The sequence below is a fragment of the Caulobacter sp. UNC279MFTsu5.1 genome (genome assembly GCF_900114015.1).
Classification (GTDB): domain Bacteria; phylum Pseudomonadota; class Alphaproteobacteria; order Caulobacterales; family Caulobacteraceae; genus Caulobacter.
Map to the genome: position 1 here is coordinate 262930 of NZ_FORN01000002.1, position 18527 is coordinate 281456.

12 protein-coding genes are annotated in these 18527 nt (G+C 66.3%); 4 read left to right on the forward strand and 8 right to left on the reverse strand.

Translation table 11 applies throughout. The features are described 5' to 3' along the window. Positions 1-66 precede the first annotated feature (66 nt). The 5 genes from BM066_RS26295 to BM066_RS01310 form a co-directional block, all read right to left on the reverse strand. Positions 67-204, reverse strand: a complete 138-nt coding sequence (locus BM066_RS26295) for a KUP/HAK/KT family potassium transporter (protein ID WP_177218349.1) — start codon at positions 202-204, stop codon at positions 67-69. A 9-nt stretch (positions 205-213) separates the two neighbouring features. Then, positions 214-1452 (reverse strand): D-alanyl-D-alanine carboxypeptidase family protein, encoded by a 1239-nt coding sequence (locus tag BM066_RS01295; protein WP_018113149.1) that lies wholly within the window; start codon positions 1450-1452, stop codon positions 214-216. Positions 1453-1759: 307 nt separating this feature from the next. Next, entirely contained in the window at positions 1760-2341 is a 582-nt protein-coding gene (locus tag BM066_RS01300; RefSeq protein WP_089923652.1) for a hypothetical protein, read from the reverse strand. Continuing rightward, positions 2338-4776 (reverse strand): membrane-bound PQQ-dependent dehydrogenase, glucose/quinate/shikimate family, encoded by a 2439-nt coding sequence (locus BM066_RS01305; RefSeq protein ID WP_089923655.1) that lies wholly within the window; start codon positions 4774-4776, stop codon positions 2338-2340. Before BM066_RS01305 ends, BM066_RS01300 begins: the two co-directional genes overlap by 4 nt. A 196-nt stretch (positions 4777-4972) precedes the next feature. Beyond that, the gene (locus tag BM066_RS01310; RefSeq protein ID WP_018061441.1) at positions 4973-5395 is read right to left on the reverse strand and encodes a GFA family protein; all 423 of its coding nucleotides are present in this window, start codon (positions 5393-5395) and stop codon (positions 4973-4975) included. 1637 nt (positions 5396-7032) lie between these two features. Here BM066_RS01310 and BM066_RS01315 point away from each other — a divergent pair. The 4 genes from BM066_RS01315 to BM066_RS01330 all read left to right on the forward strand — a co-directional run bounded on the left by BM066_RS01315 (position 7033) and on the right by BM066_RS01330 (position 14198). After that, the gene (locus BM066_RS01315; protein ID WP_018061442.1) at positions 7033-7782 is read left to right on the forward strand and encodes a polysaccharide deacetylase family protein; all 750 of its coding nucleotides are present in this window, start codon (positions 7033-7035) and stop codon (positions 7780-7782) included. A 699-nt stretch (positions 7783-8481) separates the two neighbouring features. Next, entirely contained in the window at positions 8482-11217 is a 2736-nt protein-coding gene (locus BM066_RS01320) for a TIM-barrel domain-containing protein (protein WP_369823213.1), read from the forward strand. Between the two features lie 317 nt (positions 11218-11534). Continuing rightward, entirely contained in the window at positions 11535-12608 is a 1074-nt protein-coding gene (locus BM066_RS01325; RefSeq protein ID WP_089923658.1) for a glycoside hydrolase family 62 protein, read from the forward strand. A 225-nt stretch (positions 12609-12833) separates the two neighbouring features. Then, on the forward strand, positions 12834-14198 hold the full coding sequence (locus BM066_RS01330; RefSeq protein ID WP_089923660.1) for a glycoside hydrolase family 27 protein: 1365 nt from the start codon (positions 12834-12836) through the stop codon (positions 14196-14198). A gap of 162 nt (positions 14199-14360) precedes the next feature. Here the strand turns inward: BM066_RS01330 and BM066_RS01335 are convergent, their stop codons facing one another. The 3 genes from BM066_RS01335 to BM066_RS01345 all read right to left on the reverse strand — a co-directional run. Then, entirely contained in the window at positions 14361-16688 is a 2328-nt protein-coding gene (locus tag BM066_RS01335; RefSeq protein WP_089923662.1) for a beta-L-arabinofuranosidase domain-containing protein, read from the reverse strand. 320 nt (positions 16689-17008) lie between these two features. Next, positions 17009-17824 carry an alpha/beta hydrolase gene (locus BM066_RS01340; protein WP_255367435.1) on the reverse strand — a complete coding sequence of 272 codons (816 nt, stop codon included), beginning with the start codon at positions 17822-17824 and terminating at the stop codon, positions 17009-17011. A gap of 263 nt (positions 17825-18087) precedes the next feature. Further along, positions 18088-18527 (reverse strand): NPCBM/NEW2 domain-containing protein (locus BM066_RS01345; protein ID WP_177218350.1); only part of this gene is annotated, 440 nt, incomplete at its 5' end.

Genomic DNA, 18527 nt, shown 5'->3' on the forward strand with positions numbered 1-18527 from the left:
AGCAAGTATAATGATCGTGGCGCGATATATTTCCGCAGGTTCGGGCGGTCTTTCAACGCATCATGCCTAGGCCGACGTCGGCATCCCTATCTCGACGACACGGCTCGGTGAAATACGAAAGAAGCGGGTGGGATTGGCGGCCACGCCCATCGTGAAGGCGAGGAGCTTGTCCCGCCAGATCGGCATGCCCTTGGGTCCCGGCATCGGACGACTTCATTCGGTCAGGACCAGGCAATCCTCGCCCTCGGCGGTCAGGAGGGCGCAGGCCGCGTCGGCCCCTTTGGCGCTGCGGGCTCCAAAGCGCGCCGCGAAGAGGCCGCCGATCCTGGCCACGTCCCGCGGCCGGGGGCCAAAACGGCGCGGGTGGCGCTTGACGATATCGGCCAACCGCGCCTGGCTGCGCGCCTTGGAGCGGAACGCGCCGACCTGGACCCAAAGTTGCGAGGGCTCCGAGGCCGTGGGCGAGGCGTCGCCCTGCGAGCGCGCCGGCTCGGCCTGGGCCAGTGCCGCCTGGATGGTGAGCGGCGAGGTCTGGATCGGAGCGGCCGAGGCATAGGACTGGGGCGCGGCGGGTTCGGCCATCAGGTCCGCCACGGTCAGCTCGAAGCCGGCCGACCGGATCGCGAGGCTGGAAAAGCTGGCCTGGAGCAGTTTGGCCATGAAGGCGTCGCGCGATCGCGCTGAGCGACCGCCCAGCACCACGGCGATCACCCGCCGTCCGTCACGCACCCCCGAGGTCAGCAAATTATAGCCCGAGGCGTTGACGAAGCCGGTCTTGAAGCCGTCGATGCCTGGCCGGGCCAGCAGGCGATTGTGCCCCCGGATCAGCCGTCCGCGGAACACCGTCTGCTCCTGGTCGAAAATGGCGTAGTCGTCGGGATGGTCGCGCAGAAAGGCTCGGCCCAGCAGCGCCAGGTCGCGCGCGGTGCTGAAATGGCCTGCTTGCGGCAAACCCGAGGCGTTGCGAAATTGCGTGTGCGCCAAACCAAGCTGCTTGGCCTTGCGCGTCATGGCCCGGGCGAAGGCGGCCTCGTCGCCGCCCAGCCGTTCGGCCAGGGCCGTGGCGACGTCATTGGCGGACTTGACGACCAACACGTCCATGGCCTCGCGCAGGCTCATGCGTTCACCGGCGCGAAGGCCCAGGCGCGAGGGCGGCCGGGCCGCAGCCCGTCGCGAGATGACCACCGGATCGGCAAGCTTGATGCGGCCCGCGTCGAGCGCGTCGAACGCCAGATAGAGCGTCATCACCTTGGTCAAGGAGGCTGGGTAGCGACGCGCGTCGGCATGGCGGGCGAAAAGCGTCTCGCCGGTCTGGGCATCGATGACGATCGCGGCGAACCGCTCCTCGACGGGGCTGTCGGCCAGCGCCCGCGCCGGAAGGCAGACGAACGTCGTGACGATGGCGGCCAGGAGCATGATCAGCGCAGGGCGCAGGCGCGACGACAAAAGCATGGGCAGTCCGCCGGCCGGCGGTCCCTGAACTGGATTAGAGCGTATGGCCCATGTCGTCGCCGGTCCGGTTAACGGGACCTGAATTTGAGACCATAAAATATCGTTACACGATGCTTTGTGGTCTCAAAGCGCCCTGACGCTCGCGCCGAACCGGGCAAGCGCCATCGAAGGGGTTCGAGGGCCTGAAGGGCAGGCGGGGCCGTGTCATTTGGCCTTTCAACACCCCATTTCAATCCTTGGCCGGCCAGCCCTATTCCGCGCTAACGCCTCACCATCCCTTGACCGACAAGGCATCTGCGTGCGGTCGTCAGACGCCGCTGGCGGTTTTGGAAGCCCCGTCGTCGTGGCCGATGCTCACCGACAGGGTCTGCAACGGCGTGGGGTCGGTCAGGCTGACCTGCCCCCCGTCGGCGCGCCAGGCCATGGTCACGCGCGGCTGGACCTCGCCCGAAAGCCGCACGCGCGTGCTCTGGGTGCGCACGGGTGCGCCGAGTCGTGTGTTGAGCAGATGCGTCACCGCATGAAAATTGTCGGGCGAGGTTTCGAAAGTGACCGCCTCGATGATCTGACCACGGACAATCAAGGTCAGCCGGCGCAGACGCACCTTGGCCGTGAGCGGCGCGGGGTCGTCGATCACATATTGTCCGTAGCGACGGGCCACACGGCAGGCCTTGGCGCCGTCGGGCCGCGGCGCGGCGCACACCAGAGGCGCGCGTCCCAAAGTTCGCAAGTCTTGTCCGACCAGGGCTTGGACGCCGACCAGGCCCAGGGGCGCCTCGCCGGCCAGACGCTCGCCGCCCTGTCCATCCTTGGACGCGTCCTGGGCGCGGGCCGTACTGGCCAGGAGCGGCAGGATAAGCAAGACGGCCAGGCCAGCGTTGCGGGTCATGGGTTGGAGCCTTTCGCACTCGAGGATGTTGGGCCGGGGAGGGCGTAGGCGACCAGGGCGTCGCCGATCGGCGTCTCCATGAAGTGATGCCCGCCGGCCATGATCACCACATACTGCTTGCCATCGACCGCGTAGGTCATCGGCGTGGCCTGACCGCCGGCCGGCAAGACGTCCTGCCAGAGCGTGCGGCCGCTCTTCAAATCGACCGCACGGATGAGGTTGTCCGTGGCCGCGGCGATGAAGATCACCCCGCCGGCCGTGACGACCGCCCCGCCGTTATTGGGCGTGCCGATGGTCAGGGGCAGGTGCGAGGGGATGCCGAACGGACCGTTGGTGCGGGCCGTGCCCAGAGGCCGGTCCCAAAGCGTCTTGCCGCTCAGCAGATCGATGGCCCGCAGACCGCCATAGGGTGGCTGCTTGCACAAAAGGCCCGTGAGGGGCAGGCGCCAGCCGGCGTTGACGTCGATGGCGTAGGGCGTGCCGGCCTGCGGATCGCCCGCGCCTTCGGCGCCCTTCTTCAGGCTGCCGCCGCGTTCCTGGCCGCGCGGCGCCCAGCCCTTGCGGTCAGCTTCGGCGCGCGGGATCAGCCGGTTATAGTTGGGCATGTCGTTGTAATTGGCGACGATGACGCCGTGCACGGGATCCACGGCCACGCCGCCCCAATCCGAACCGCCGTTGTAGCCGGGATATTCGACATAACGGCCTTGCGTCTCGGGCGGGGTGTAGAAGCCCTTGTAGGTCGCCAGCCGATATTGGATCCGGCAGATCATCTGATCGATCGGCGACATGCCCCACATCGACCTCTCGGTCAGGTCGGGCTTGCGCAGGGTGTGGTAAAGCGAAAACGGCTGGGTGGCCGAGCGCTCGCGCGGCTCGACGCCGCCCGTGGGCACGCGCCGCTCCTGGATCCCGGTCAGCGGCGATCCCGTGCGGCGGTTCAGAACATAGATGTCGCCTTGCTTGCTGGGCAGGATCACGGCGGGAACCGGGCCGTGCGCCGTGGGGAAGTCCACCAGGGTGGCTTGCGAACCCAGGTCATAGTCCCAGACATCGTTGTGCACCGCCTGGAACGACCAGACCTTGCGCCCCGTGGCCGCGTCCAGCGCCACCAGCGAGGTGGAATGGGCCTTTTCGCGCGAGGTGCGCAGGCCGCTCCAATAGTCCACCGCCGAGTTGCCGAGCGGCAGGTAGACCAGGCCGAGCGCCTCGTCGGCCGTCGCCGTCGTCCACATGTTGGGCGTGCCGCGCGTGTAGGTCTCGCCCGGGGGCGGCGCCCCCGTCCGCTCGGGTCGCACCATGTCCCAGGCCCAGACCAGCTTGCCGGTGACGGCGTCGTAGCCCTGGATCACGCCGGAGGGCGCGTCGCGCTTTTGGCCGTCCAACACCTGATGGCCCGTGACCACCACGCCGCGCACGATGGTCGGCGCCGAGGTGATGGAGAACATGCCCGGCGCGTTCTGGCCGATCCCCTGGGTCGTATCGACCTGGCCGCCGAACCCGAAGCCAGGGCAGGGGCGCCCTGTGGCCGCGTCCACGGCGATGAGGCGCGCGTCCAAGGTCCCTTCGATGATCCGGGTGGCGCAGACCGCGCCGGACTGGGCGCCCGGGACGGCGTAGTAGGCCACCCCGCGGCAGGCGGCGGTGTAGGGGATGTGGATGTCGGCGACCTTGGGGTCGAAACGCCAGCGCGTCTTGCCGGTGGCCGCGTCGAGCGCCATCAGGATGTTCTTGGGCGTGCAGAGATAGAGGCTGGAGCCGACCTTCAGGGGCGTGGTCTCCGCGCCGTATTGCGCGCGCGCCTGCGCGGTGGCCGGCAGGTCGCCCGTGTGGATCAGCCAGGCCCGTTCGAGCCGGCCGACATTGGCCGGCGTGATCTGCGCCAGGGTCGAATAGCGCTGGGCGCCGTAGGAGCCGCCATAGGCGGGCCAGTCGGCGCCGGCCGACCCCGCCGCCAACGGGCCGGGGCCGAGCGTCGGCGCGCCTGGGGCGGGGGGACGGCCCGCCAGGAGCACGGCGATCACCAGCACGCCCATCAGCGCGCTGGCGCCGATGGCCAGCCCCAGACTCGCGCGCCGGGGGTCGCGGTCGCGCGTCAGGTTGGGGACGCAGGCCATCACCAGCAGCAGTAAGATGAAGGGCCCGACCAGCCTTGGGGTCAGCGCCCAACCGTCGAGCCCCGATTCCCAAAGGGCCCAGACCAAGGTCGCGGCGAAGACGCCGGCATAGAGCCAGGCGCCCCGGACGCGGCGCCGGACCATCAGCGCGCCGGAAGCGACCAGGCCCAATCCCGCCGGCAGATAGTAGGGCGATCCTCGCACGAGTACGAGCCATAGGCCCCCCACCGACAAGATCGCGCCGATCACCACCAGGACGACGCCGACGGACCGTGCGAACCAGGCGTGGCCTTGGGTCAAGGTTTTGGAGGCATGGGGCATTGGACATCCCGGCTGGAATCTATGCGCGGCGAGACGCGCGAGCGGCCGTTGGGCGGCCGCGCATCACAGACAATGCGTGAGACCGCGCGACGGGGGCAATAAACATCGCTGCACGATGTAATCGTCTTTTTGAAGTCGAAGCAAGGCTGACGTGGGGTTGCCGTGGCCATGCGCGGCGGGCGGCTGGCGCGTTTGCTTAAGCCTTGGGTGTTGGCAGGGGGTTTTCCTCGTAGCAGGGCATGCCCAGCGGCAAGTCGAGCCAGGCTTGCCGATGCTTGGTCCAGACCGCTTGATCCGGACGCTGGAAGTCTGGCGCTTCGAATGCGCCGATCGCGACCCCGATCCGATCCGGCAGGCGCTCGGGCAGCCAGAAGAGATTTGAGCCGCAGAGGGGGCAGAAATGAAACGCCACCGAAAATCCGCTGGCTGATGGTCTCTCGTAAATCCGGGTCTGGCCCGTGGTCGAGACCTGGTCGCGCTTGAAGAACACCGCGACGCTGAAGGCGCTGCCGGTTCGCCTCTGGCAGTCGGTGCAGCAGCACATCGACACCTTGGTCGGTTCACCGTCGCAGCGCAAGGCCACCGCGCCGCAGTGACAGGTGGCGTGTCTGGGCGACATGGCGTGTCCTCCAACAAACTGCCGAAAGGTCTTTGCTCGCGCGTCCAGAGGCTCCGAGCAAGTTCCGAGCGCCAAGGCGCGCGACTTCGGCGATAGGCTTGCGGCTTGCTGACGTGTTCGAAAGGCGCTTGAGCGCCGACGGCGGGCAAATCTCAAGGCGCGGACGCGGCGACGGACATGTTCATGAAGCCCCAGGCCCAGCAGACCCAGGATTATATCTGCGGGCGCTTTGGCTAGCGGCGCACATGTCGGTGCGGCTCGCATAGCGTGATCTTCCGCTCGGAGAGACCGGCAGCGCCCGCCAGCTGCGGCTCGACACGATAGTTGGCCGCGTTCCCCAGGCGCCATCTCGATGGAGACCGTAGCTTCGGGGCGTCCAGAGCTCGCCGCGGGCCTCAGTCATCATTGTCTCGACGACCCGAAGCCCTTGCTCGGTCGCGGGCAACCTCGACAACCGTTTGGGCCGCGTTTCGGTCTTGGGATGGCGACGACGTCCCTGTAATTCCCACTCGGTTTCAACATAGTGCGCCAATCTCCGCCGATTGTACGATCCTGTACGCCAGCCCCCCAAACTACGATCATCAGATCAAAAAACGTGGAAAAAGCGGCGATTCTGGTTGGTCTCCGGCATGGGTTTAGAGCTGAAATGCCCTCTATGGGTGTCTTTTGAACTCGGTCGGCTAGAGTGATTTGACCGTTTGGGGCATGGTTTCGGCCTGCGCTTGGACTGCGGAATCTCGATATCGAATACGTAGTTCGTTAGGGGGAGATCACCCTCACGAACATGGCGGCCCATGAGGTTCCAACGTTCGGAATCCAACAAAGCTGAATAGGTCGTTCCTTCGGTCCTGAGCTTCCTCGCTACCGATCGCCGATCTATCTGAAATTCTTCCGACATTTCGTCTATAGAGCACCTTCCTGTCGGAAGAAGTTCAGTCAGCGCCTGGGGGACACGCCAGGTCATGTTTGGCCGGGTGCGAGGCAAGAGGCTGTAGTGCTGCGATCGGACATGATCGTCTCCGGCGCAACTCTGTCCCAATGATCAAGCGCGCTGTCCCGAAACGTCAGGCGAGAGTGGAGAATTCAACGATAGAAGGCGAACCGCTTCTGGCGCAAGGCGTCGGCCCAGACGGACTTCTCGGTCCGCTTAGGACGCCCCTTCCACTATTGCGGCAGAACCTGGGTTTTTCGTCACAGCGCCACCACGGCGTGGAGCATCGAAGCGGCGATGCGGTTGGCCTCGAGGAGGTCGATTGGTAGGAGGCGGCCAGCCATCTGGTCGGCGCCTTTCCCGGTGCGACCCTGGGGAGGTGGTGGCGAGAGCCGAGGCCACGGCCTCCCGAGGCCGCCTCTCGGCTAGAGCTTCTGTGCGTGCCGGCTTACGGCCCTCACCGGATGGATACAAAACTCCTGACTGTTGAGCAGCAGGGTTCATGGTCAGCGGAGAGGCGTCGGCGGCTTGGCCTTGCTCCTCCACTGGCCCGGTTTGTTACCGCCCTCCACGGAATTTGAGAAATCGGACAATGCTGACTTTTTGCGGCGCGCGGCGCCGTGGTCGGTATCATAGTCGCGCAAGCTGGAGGATAGCGATGCGAATGAGATCAACTCTATTGCTAATCGGATCATTTTTGTTGGGCATGACCATGATGGCGGCTCAATCTCAGGCAGAGCCCTGGCCTGACGGTAAACAGGCGGCAGTGGTGCTGACCTACGACGATGCGCTGTCCTCGCATCTCAACATTGCAATTCCTGCGCTCGACGCGGCCGGGCTGAAAGGAACTTTTTTCGTGGTCGGCAGTCAATTGGTCCCGGAGCAGATCCCGCTCTGGCGGGCCGCGGCGGCCCAAGGCCACGAGCTTGGAAACCACACCGTTCGCCACGCCTGTCCGCAGGCCAATTATGCGCCGGCGCGGAAGCTCGACACCAGCGACTCCTACGATGGCGAAATGATGCTCGCGGAAATTCGGACGATGAACACCATGCTGACGGCGATCGATGGAAAGTTGCAGCACGGCTTTGCCACGCCCTGCGGCCAGCATTTGGCCGGAGGTGTGGACTATCTCCCCGCACTTCGCGCCAGCGGGCTCGTGCGCTATACCCGAAGCGCCGCATGGCCGGGCGGCAAGGTGCTTGATCCGATGGATGTGCCGTGCCGCTGGTTCGACGAGACGGCAACAGGCGCCGATATGATTGCCGCGGTTGAGAGCACCGCGCAGTCCGGCGGTCTATTGGTTATCGGCTTTCACGGGGTTGGCGGCGACTATCTGAGAGTGACTGCCGAGGCGCACGCGCAGCTCCTTGCTTATCTCAAAGAACATTCCGACAAAATTTGGGTGGCGCCGTTGTCGACGGTGATGGACTACGCCACCAGCCACTCAGGAAACTAGCGGCCGACGCGCAGGTCACGGATGGCGGTCGTCGCTCACGGGCCCTCCTTGAGCGCCGGTAACTATAGCGGACATTCGTGAAGCCTGAGTCGGGGCATGCCGCACCTTCACGATCGGGTCCCAGCAACGCCCGTTCTCCGCCACAGAGCTAATTTCGCATTCGCCCCATCTTAGGCGTTGAGCGGCATGCCGAATTTCGGGGAAGGGTAAGGCTGCAAAATTGTCGGAGCATTGAAAGTTATTGGGCGTGATCGCGTAGCGGCAACTCAAGGGAAGGCCTTCAAGAGCGCAGCCAATTTGAGGATTATATGCCATCGTGGACAATTTTCTGGTCTTTCTTGGCTGAAATTCCGACTGAAAGGGCGAAAAAAGAAACGTATGCCCGTGACAATCGCTGCGGCAATTTGTAGGAGCAAATGCGGTGTAGCGTGAAGCATCGACGATAGATTGGGGAGTGCGGCCATGGGGCGAGCCAGGAAGGCGACCTTGTTGGCGGGGGTTGCGTCGCGGCGCCTAGTCATGGGGGGGCTGGCCGCAGCCTGCATTCTGGTTTCCGCCGCCCACGCTCAGGCAAGGACGGACGCCTCCGCGCCCGCCGGGCTCGATGCGAATGGTCATCTTCAGTCTGTCTTCGCGCCGCAGACTCAGGGCTTCGCTCACGCCAGGCTGCGCAACGGCGTTCAGATCCAGCTCGACGGCGTGACGAAGAACGTCGTGTTCTACGCGCCGGACACCGTCCGAGTGAACGCCACTCTCGGCCAAAATCACTGGACGGCGCCCAGTCTTGTCGTGCCGGCCGCGCCAGGCCCGGTGACCTTCGCGGTGGAGGACACGGCGGCGACCCTGGTCCTGACGACCGCGAAGCTGCGCGTCGAAATCAGCAAGGCGACCGGCGCGCTTCGCTTCCTGGATCCCAAGGGCAGGCTCTACACCGAAGAGAAGGCCCAGGCGCCGCAACGCCTCAAGCCGGTGACCATCTCGGGCGCGCCGAGCTACGAGGCGGTCAACAGTTTCGTGCTTCGACCCGACGAGGCCATCTACGGCTTTGGCTTCACGGGCGATGACGCCAGCAATCGGCGGGGCAAGGATCTACTGCTGGTTCAGACCAATGTCGGCATCATCATTCCGGTGATGATGTCCTCGCGACGTTACGGCGTTCTGTGGGACACCTACTCGCAGATGCGTTTCAAGGACGAGGCGGGCGACGCCTCGCTCTGGGCCGAAAGCGCCCCAGGCGGCGTCGACTACTATTTCATGGCAGGGGACACGCCCGACGCCGTGGTCGGCGCCTACCGCGCCCTTACCGGCGAAGCGCCCATGTATCCCAAGCAGGCGTTCGGCCTGTTCATGAGCAAGGAGCGTTACAAGACCCAGGACCAGCTGTTGGAGGTCGCGCGCGCCTTCCGCGAGGATAAGTTCCCGCTCGATTACATCGTCCAGGATTGGCAATACTGGGGATCGGACAAAGACGGCAGCTGGAGCGGGATGATCTGGGACCCGGTCCGCTATCCCGATCCGGCGGGCATGGCCCGCCAGCTTCACGACATGAATCTCAAGCTGATGGTGTCGATCTGGCCCTCCATCGGCGACGACACCGCGCTCGCCCACGAACTCGACGCCCAAGGCTTGCGCTTCAAGCCGCTGCACTGGATTTCGAAACACGCCCGCGTCTACGACGCCTACAGCCCGATCGGCCGGCAGATCTATTTCAAGCACATCAAATCCGGCCTGCTCGACAAGGGCGTGGACGCGCTCTGGATGGACGGCACCGAGATCGAGGTGAGCAGCGCCATGTGGAACGCCGTCGACAATATCCGCGACACCAAGGCGCTCGGCTCTAACGCCCTGGGCGACTTCACCCGCTACCTCAATCCCTATTCGCTGGTGACCACCCAGGGGACCTATGACGGCCAACGTGCGACCAGCGACAAGCGGGTCTTCACGCTGACCCGTTCGGCCTGGGCCGGGGCGCAGCGCACGGCGGCGGCGTCGTGGAGCGGCGACATCTTCTCCAGTTGGAAGACGTTGAAACAACAGATCGCCGGCGGCGTCGACGTCACGGTCACCGGCAATCCCTATTGGACCCAGGACACCGGCGGCTTCTTCGTCACGGATTTCCCCGGAGGCGAGCAGAATGCGGAATGGCGCGAACTTTACGCCCGCTGGATGCAGTTCGCGGCCTTCAACCCGATCATGCGCATCCACGGCACCAGCGTCGAACGCGAGCCCTACCTGTTCAAGACGCTGGATCCGGCGGTGTACGCCTCGTTGTCCGACAGCGTGCGCCTGCGCTATCGCCTCCTGCCCTATATCTATGGGCTGAGCTGGAAGGTGACGTCAGACCACTACACGCTGATGCGGCCGTTGATGATGGACTTCCCGGACGACCGGGCGACCGACAACGTCGACGACAGCTTCATGTTCGGGCCGTCGTTCCTCGTTCATCCCGTCACCCGGGCGATGTACAACATCAGCCCGCCCCCGGCGGCGACGATCCCCAGCCAATATTTGCGCACCGCCGACGGGAAGCCCGGCCTGGCGTTGCAGTATTTCGAGGGCGCGAACTTCGAGGTCCCGAAAGGCAAGCTGGTCGACGAGAAGATCGACCACACCTGGCCCAGCCCGCCGCTGGCCGAAATCCCCGGCGGACTTGCCAAGCTCGACGATTTCTCCGCCCGTTGGGAGGGAGCGATCGTCGCGCCCGAGGAGGGCGAGTATGAGATCGGCGTGGCCGGCGACGACGGTATGCGCCTCTTCCTCGACGGCGAAAAGGTGGTCGACGACTGGACGACGGGCGCGGAGCGCTACCACGGCGTCAAGCGCAGGCTGAAGCAGGGGGAACGCCTGTCGGTACGCATCGACTACTACCAGGGCGGCGGCGATCGAAGCCTGCGCCTGACCTGGCGCCGTCCCGCCGAGCTGCAGGCCGCCGCCAAACTCGCCGAAGCGACCCGGGATTTCACCGTGAGCACCTACCTGCCCAAGGGCGCGGACTGGTACGACTTCTGGAGCAATGAGCGTCACGCCGGTGGCAAGACCGTGTCGCGCCAGGCGCCGCTGGAGATCTTGCCGCTCTATGTTCGCGCCGGCTCCATCGTGCCGATGGGGCCAGCGGTGCAGTTCGCCACCGAGCGCCCCGAAGCGCCCTACGAGATCCGCATCTATCCCGGCGCTGACGCCCGGTTCACGATCTACGAGGACGACAACGAGACCTATGCCTACGAGAAGGGCCAGCGCGCCACCTATGACCTGACATGGAATGACAAGGCCCGCACCTTGACCGTCGGTCCGCGGCAGGGATCGTTTCCGGGCATGATCCAGCAGCGCCAACTGAACGTCGTCTTGGTCGCGCCCAGCAAGGGCGCGGGCGCGCAGAGCGCTCCGGTCGACCGCCAGATCCTTTACGACGGTGCGCCAAAGGTCGTGAGGTTCTGAGCGGTGCTTGGAGGTTGTCCGGAACTCTACATTGATCGGGGGGCTCGGACGCCGACTTTTGGCTGTCCGTGCTTCCTGCCCAAATCCTTTCGATGACGAAGGTTCTGGTCGCTGTTCCACCCGCTGTGCACGGGGCAGGGCGCGCTGGTCGGGGCGGCGTGTTCGTGGCGGCCGTCGCGATCGCCTGCCTCAAGCTCTACGACGAGCCGGCGCGGCGTTGGCTGATCGGCAGGTTCCTGGGCGGGCCTCGCTTACGAGCGTCGAGCTGATCCTCTGACCACCCAGATTCACTTTCGATTTCAAACAGGACTGGCCTCATGGCGATCACCAGACATCGGATCTTGACCCGCGTGGCGACCGCCATCCTCGGCGCTGTCCTGACAGTCGGAGCGACGGAGGCGGGGGCGGGCGCGAAGGAGCGTTTCCACTGGCGTTCATCCGCGCCGTTGATCACGCCTTCCGCCGAGGGCGCGCAGACCTATTCCGGCCTCAAGGATCCTTCGGTCGTCTATTTTAATGGCGCCTATCACGTCTTCATGACCACGGCCGCCCCCGACGGATGGCATATGGCCTACACTCGCTTCACAGACTGGTCCGAGGCGCCGAAGGCCAAGGTTGTCAGCTTGAAGCAGTCGGGCATCGGCCCCGGATATCGCGCGGCGCCGCAGGTCTTCTACTTCGCGCCGCAAAAGCTCTGGTACATGGTCTATCAGAGCGGGCCGCCCGTCTATTCGACGACCGCGAATATTGAAGACCCCATGTCCTGGAGCGCGCCAAAGCCCTTCTTTTCGGAAACGCCGGCCGTCATCAAAGCCTCCGGTCAGGACGCCTGGCTCGACTTCTGGGTCATTTGCGACGACGAAAACTGCCATCTCTTCAACACGGGCGACAACGGCAATCTCTATCGGTCGCAGACGCCGATCGGCCAGTTCCCCAACGGCTTTTCGGACACCAAGATCGTCCTGACGGGTCGTCGCGACGACGTCTTCGAAGCCAGCATGCACTACAAGATCGCGGGCGCGAACGCCTACCTCACCCTGGTCGAGGCGATCGGTCCGCAGGGCCGCTACTTCCGTTCGTGGACCAGCGACAGGCTGGACGGGGCCTGGCGGCCGCTCGCCGACGGCGCCTCGGCTTCGTTCGCGGGATCGGACAATGTCACCTTCGACGGGCCGGCCTGGTCCGAAGGCGTTTCTCATGGCGAACTCGTGCGCGGCGGCTACGACCAGACGCTGGCCATCGATCCCTGCAAGCCTTTGCGGTTCCTGTACCAGGGCCTGACGTCCCACGCGCCCGGTACGGAGTATGTCCAACTGCCATACCGCCTCGGCCTCCTGACCGCGACGGGATCCAACCCCGTCAGCCAGATGTGTCCGCGACCCGGCAAATGACGACGCTCGGGGGCTGCCGTCGGTAGGGGACGCCTGCCGAACAGGGCTTGGGGCATATAGTCAGACAATATCCCTTGATGGCGCTATCGGTCGCCTGTAGCTCTAGCGCCAACAAATACGGAAGGCGCTACGGCCGGCCAGGCGTCACCGCCATCGAGCGGATCCTGCGTCTGTCGAGGCGCCTGACCATCGTCAATGAATTCCGTGAGATCCGAGGAACGCTCCATGACAACGAAACTGAGCCGCCGCGGCCTGTTGGGCGCTTCCGCGGCGCTCGGCGCGGCGCTGCCCGCCGTCGCGGCGACCAAACCGTCCCCCAAGCCGGCCGCGAAGAAGAAGCCCCTCCTGGCCCCGACGCCGCCGATGGGCTGGAACAGCTGGAACAGCTTCGCCACCACCATCACCGAGGCCCAGGTCCTGGAGCAGGCCGGGATCATGACGCGCGAGCTGCTGCCGGCCGGCTATGACATCCTGACCGTCGACATCCAGTGGTACGAGCCGGGCGCCAACAGCTACACCTACGCCGCCAAGCCGGTCCCGACGCTGGACGACCACGGCCGGCTGCTGCCCGCCCCGAACCGCTTCCCCTCCAGCGCCAATGGCAAGGGCTTCAAGCCGCTGGCCGACCGCGTTCGGGCCCAGGGCCTGCGCTTCGGCGTTCACTTGATGCGCGGCGCCCCCCGCCTGGCGGCCGAGCGCGGCCTGAAGGTGCTGGGCACGAACATCCCCATTGCCGACATCGTCGACAAGCGCAGCATCTGCCCTTGGAACCCCGACATGTACGGGGTCGACATGAGCAAGCCCGGCGCCCAGGCCTATTATGACAGCGTCTTCGCCCTGCTGGCGTCGTGGGGCGTGGACTTCGTCAAGGTCGACGATCTCGCCCGGCCCTACGACGCCCACATGGCCGAGATCGAGGCCATCCACCGGGCCATCGGCCGCACGGGCCGGCCGATGATCCTGTCGATGTCGCCGGGCGAGACGCCGGTCGTGCGCGGCGCCCATGCGCGCCAGTACGCCCAGATGTGGCGGATCTCGGACGACTTCTGGGACGAGTGGAACCTGCTGGACGCCCAGTTCACGCGCCTGGAGAACTGGTCGCCGTACATAGGCCAGGGCGGCTGGCCGGACGCCGACATGCTGCCGCTGGGCCGCCTGGCCCTGGGCGAACGCGACACCAAGTTCACCCCGGACGAACAGCGCACCCTGATGACCCTGTGGTCGATCGCGCGCTCGCCGCTGATCATGGGCGGGGACCTGCGTCACCTCGATGGGCCGACCAAGGCCCTGCTGACCAATCCCGAGGTCATCGCCGTCAACCAGGCCTCGCGCGACAACCGCCCGTACTTCGTCGAGGACGGGATGCGGGTCTGGTCCGCGAAGGCGACCAACGGCGACACCTACCTCGCCCTGTTCAACACCGGCGACAGGCCGCGCGAGATCGGGATCGACCTCAAGTTCATCGGCTTGTCCGGCTCGGTCTCGGTGCGGGATCTCTGGAAGCGTGGTGACCTGGGCAAGGCCTCCGGCCGCTTCTCGGCGCCGCTGCCGTCGCACGGCGCGGGCCTCTACCGCCTCGCCGCGAGGTAAAGGCATGGGGCCGAGCTGCTGACGCCGTCGGTCAAAACCCGTGCTTGTTTCACGGCTGACCAGGCGCACGAGCGTCCGTTCGCTGATCTGAAGCGCCCGACCTGATGCCATCAGGTCGGGAAGTGCTCCAGAGCCGTTGGGACTCCTTAGGGGCCACAGCTCCTAGCCCGCCATCACCCGCGCCTCGTAGATCACGACCGCCTTCTCCCCCGCCTCGAGCCGCACCCGCGCGGGGCCGGCGCCCGGCGGCAGCGGCAGGTCCACGGCGAAGAAGCCGTCGCGCTTTTCCGCCGGGGCCTCGAAGACGCCGGCGGGGACGCCGTCGACCAGGACCTTGGCCGTCTGGCCCGCGTCCTGTCCCCAATGGATCAGTTGCAGGCTCATGCGCCCGGGGCGGCGGTTGAGGGTCATCTCCAGCCACCCGCCGGGACCGAGCTTGCGGCCGCTGCGGCCGTTCCACTGGATGATCTCGCCGTTGCCGGCCGTCACCTTGTGGTCGACCTCGGGCTGCTGTTCGCCGAGATAGACCGCGTCGACCGTGCGGGCGACGGCGTCGATGCGGGCGCGCTCGGCCGCCAGGAAGCCCTGTCCCTCGGCCGTCCAGCGGGCCTTGGTGAAGACCGGGGCGTAGACGGCCGTGCGGCGGTCGTACTGGGCGTAGAACGGGCTGAAGGTCGCCGTCCCGCCCTGAGCCAGGTCGGCGGCGTAGACGTGCGGCGTCGAGCCAGTCTTGCGCAACAGGGTCGCCGGAGGGCCGTCGCCCAGCAGGGCCGGGGCGGCCCGTTCGAAGGGGCGCTCGGCCGGGCCGAGGTCGGCGGCCAGCACCAGCGGACCGCTGACGAAGGCGACGAGGTTGGGATCATCCGGCGTCGGCTCGGCCCGTAGCCGCATCGGCAGGACGAGTTCGACCCGGTCGCCCGCCTTCCAGCGGCGCTTGAGGCGGGCGTAGCCGTCGCGCCCCGGCCGCCCGATCGGCGCGCCGTTGACCTTGACCAGCGGGGCCGCGCACCAGGCCGGCAGCCGCAGGGCGATCTCGCGCTCGGCCGCCGGGGCCCGGACGACGCTCAGCCGCACCAGGCCCTCCGCGGGATAGAGGGTGTCGAGCTCGATGGCGAAATCCCCGTCCGGCAGGTCCAGGCGCGAGGGGATGAAGAGGTTGAGATAGAGGGTGTCGCCGCCCCGCCACCAGATCGAATCGGCGTGCTTGGCGTGGCTCTCCATCCCCGACCCCACGCAGCACCAGAAGCTGTCCTCGCGGTTGGAGTAGCTGCGCCGCCCGCCCGCGGCCATCGGCATGAAATAGACGAACATGCCGTCGCTCGGCCGCTGGTGGGCCATGATGTGGTTCAGCTGGGCGCGCTCGTAATAGTCGAACAGCGCGCCCTGCGGCGCCCAGCTCCACAGGCGGCGCGTCAGCTTCAGCATATTGTAGCTGTTGCAGGCCTCGCAGGTGGTCTCGGCGATGTGGCGGGCGATCTCGTTCGGCTTGCCGAAATGCTCGCGGTCGGAATTGCCGCCAATGACGTAGCTGTGGTTTTCGGTGACGACCTGGTGGAAGAACCGAGCCGCCCGGGCCTCGGCCGGATCGCCCCCCACCTCGTACAGGCGCGCCAGGCCGATGACCTTGGGGATCTGGGTGTTGGCGTGCCGGCCGGCCAGCTCGTCACGACCCTCGGCGATAGGGTCGAGCACGGCCTTGTGGCGCAGCCGGCGGGCGACCTTCAGCCAGCGCTCGTCACCGGTCAGGGCGTAGGTCTCGGCATAGGCCTCGTTGATCCCGCCGTGCTCGGTGATCAGGATCTGTTGCACCTGCTCGTCGCTCAGGCCTTCGATGATGGTCGCGAAATAGCCGGCCAGGCCCACGGCCACGTCCAGCGCCTTGGGCGTGCCGGCCAGGCGGTGGGCGTCCAGCAGGCCGGCGTGCACCTTGTGCCAGGTGTAGATCGGCACCCAGCCGTCGTTGAGACTGAAGCCGGTTGAGCGGATGTCGCCCCGGCGCAGCTCCTCGAACACTTGCTTGCCGCCGGCCGCGTCGGACTGGCCCCAGCGGGTGGTTCCGGCGACATAGCCATCGCCATGGGCGGCCTGCACGCGGGCCAGCTCGGCGACGATGTAGGTCAGGCGATCGCTCAGCACGGGATCGCCCGTGCCGGCCACCTGCAGGGCGCAGGCGGTCAGGTAGTGGCCCAGGGTGTGGCCAGCGATGCTCTGGGCCTCCCAGCCGCCATAGACCGGCGCCTTGACCGGCAGGCCGGCGCCCTGGTGGAAGTTGTGCAGCAGTCGGTCGGCGGACAGCGAGACCAGATAGGCGCGGTTGGCCGCCTGAGCCTGCTGGAAGATCGAGGACTTCAGCGCGACATGGCGGGCTGGCACGGGCTCGGCGACGATGCGGCCGGTTGGCGCGGCCAGGCCCGGCGAGGCCGCGCCGACGAAGGCCATGGCGCTGGAGGCCAGCAGAAAGGCGCGTCGACTTGGCCGTTCGTAATCCATGACGCCTGCTCCCATTCGAGTTTTTGTCTGATTATTTTCCGCAAGAAAGCACGGTGCACCGACAGGCTCAAGAGCGGCCGTCTCGCGCCTGATGCGCCGTCGGCGATTTGCAATTCCTGATAATTGTCTGACAAGAGGTTGGGCGCCGATCGGCGAGGTCGGATCGAGCCGGCGCACGGTACGCATTATCGTCCGTGCGTCGTGATCCAGGTGGTGAATCAGTAAACCGACCGGCCCGTCCCAAAGGGCGGCGCGCCGACGCTCGGCCAACAGCGTCGCGTAAACGCGCCTCTGGTCGATCCTATATCGCCCGGCTTACCCTAGACGAATAATTTTTCCTGGCGCGCGAAGTTGACGAACAGCGGCAACCACAGGCCGTCCGGACCTCCGGGACCTATGCCGAAGCCATGACCGCCACGAGCGAACAAGTGAGTCTCGACCGTGACCTTGGCCGCGACCATGGCGTCACGAAGCCGCATCGTATTGGCCACGGGCACCGCGTTGTCGTCTTCGGCGTGCACCAGGAAGGTCGGGGCAGCCATCGGGGTGACGTTGAGATCCGGCGACCATTCGCGGATCTGGGCCGCCGTCGGCTGGCCGCCAAACAGCGACGGCGCCACCTCCCCGTAGGCGTAGGCGGGATCGACGCTTTGCACCGGGTAGATTGGCGCCGTCAGCAGCGGCCGGGCGCTGAGCTGGTCCGCGGCGTCGACGGGCTTGTAGAACGGCGTCGAATGCCGCGTTGCGAGCGTCGTCGTCAGGAAACCGCCGGCGCTGAAGCCCATGACGCCAACCCTCTCCGGGTCGAGATGGAAGCGCGGGGCATTAGCGCGAATGACGCGCATCGCCCGCTGGGCGTCGGCCGGCCCGACAACGGCTGGATCGGCCCAGCCGTCCCTCGCCAAGCGATAGATCAGCACGAAACAGGTGATGCCCGCGCGATTCAGGACGTTGGCGATGTGCGCGCCCTCATGGTCGAAATAGTTCCATTCGAAGCTGCCGCCCGGAATGATCAGCATGGCCGAGCCATTGGGCTGGGCCGCCGGGAACGCGATCATATACGGCTTCGAGATGCCCTTCGTGCGCCGGCTGCTATAGCCTGGACTCGTCGAGGTCTGCTCGATCACTTCGGTCATGCCGGGATGCACGGCGCCCGCCGGCGGTTGCGGCCACAATCCAATGACCTCGTCCGCTCGCGCTGAACCTGGCTGGGCAAACGCCCTAGTCGCCGTGCTCAGGCCCATCGCCGACGCGCCGGCCAACGCCAAGGGGGATTTTACAAAATCGCGCCGTGAAAAGCTCATAGAAACTCCTGTATTGCGTCCAAACCAATCACGCCTCCCCGAGGGGAGGGCCGGCGCTCCCAACAACAACGCCGCCGCCATGGCCGGGACATGCTCTAGTCGCCGAGCAGCGCCGCGTTGCCCCAGGTGACGACCGTGGGCGCCTTGTTCTTGGCGGAATTGCCGCGCGCCACCAGCTCGACGATCTTCACGCCGGCTATGTTGGCGCTCAGGGGCTGCGCCGCTTGACCGAAACGGGTCGGCTTGGACGTCGCCAGGAGCTTGCCGTCGCCATAGACGGAGAAGGTCACGGCGTCGTCCGTATCGAACGTCGAGTCATCGACTCCGACCTCGGCGACGAAGCGACGGAATTGACCGTCGGCCCGAACCTCGAACCGCGAGTTGGCGAGCACGCCCAGGCCCGTCCCGTACGCTCTGCCGTCGACGCGCAAGGTCTGCCGGTAGGGCGTGGCGTCGGCCTGCGCGCCGCCCCATCCGGTATAGGCCGGCGGCTCGCCGTCGTCGGTCGTGCCGCCCCAGGGATTGCGCATCCGAT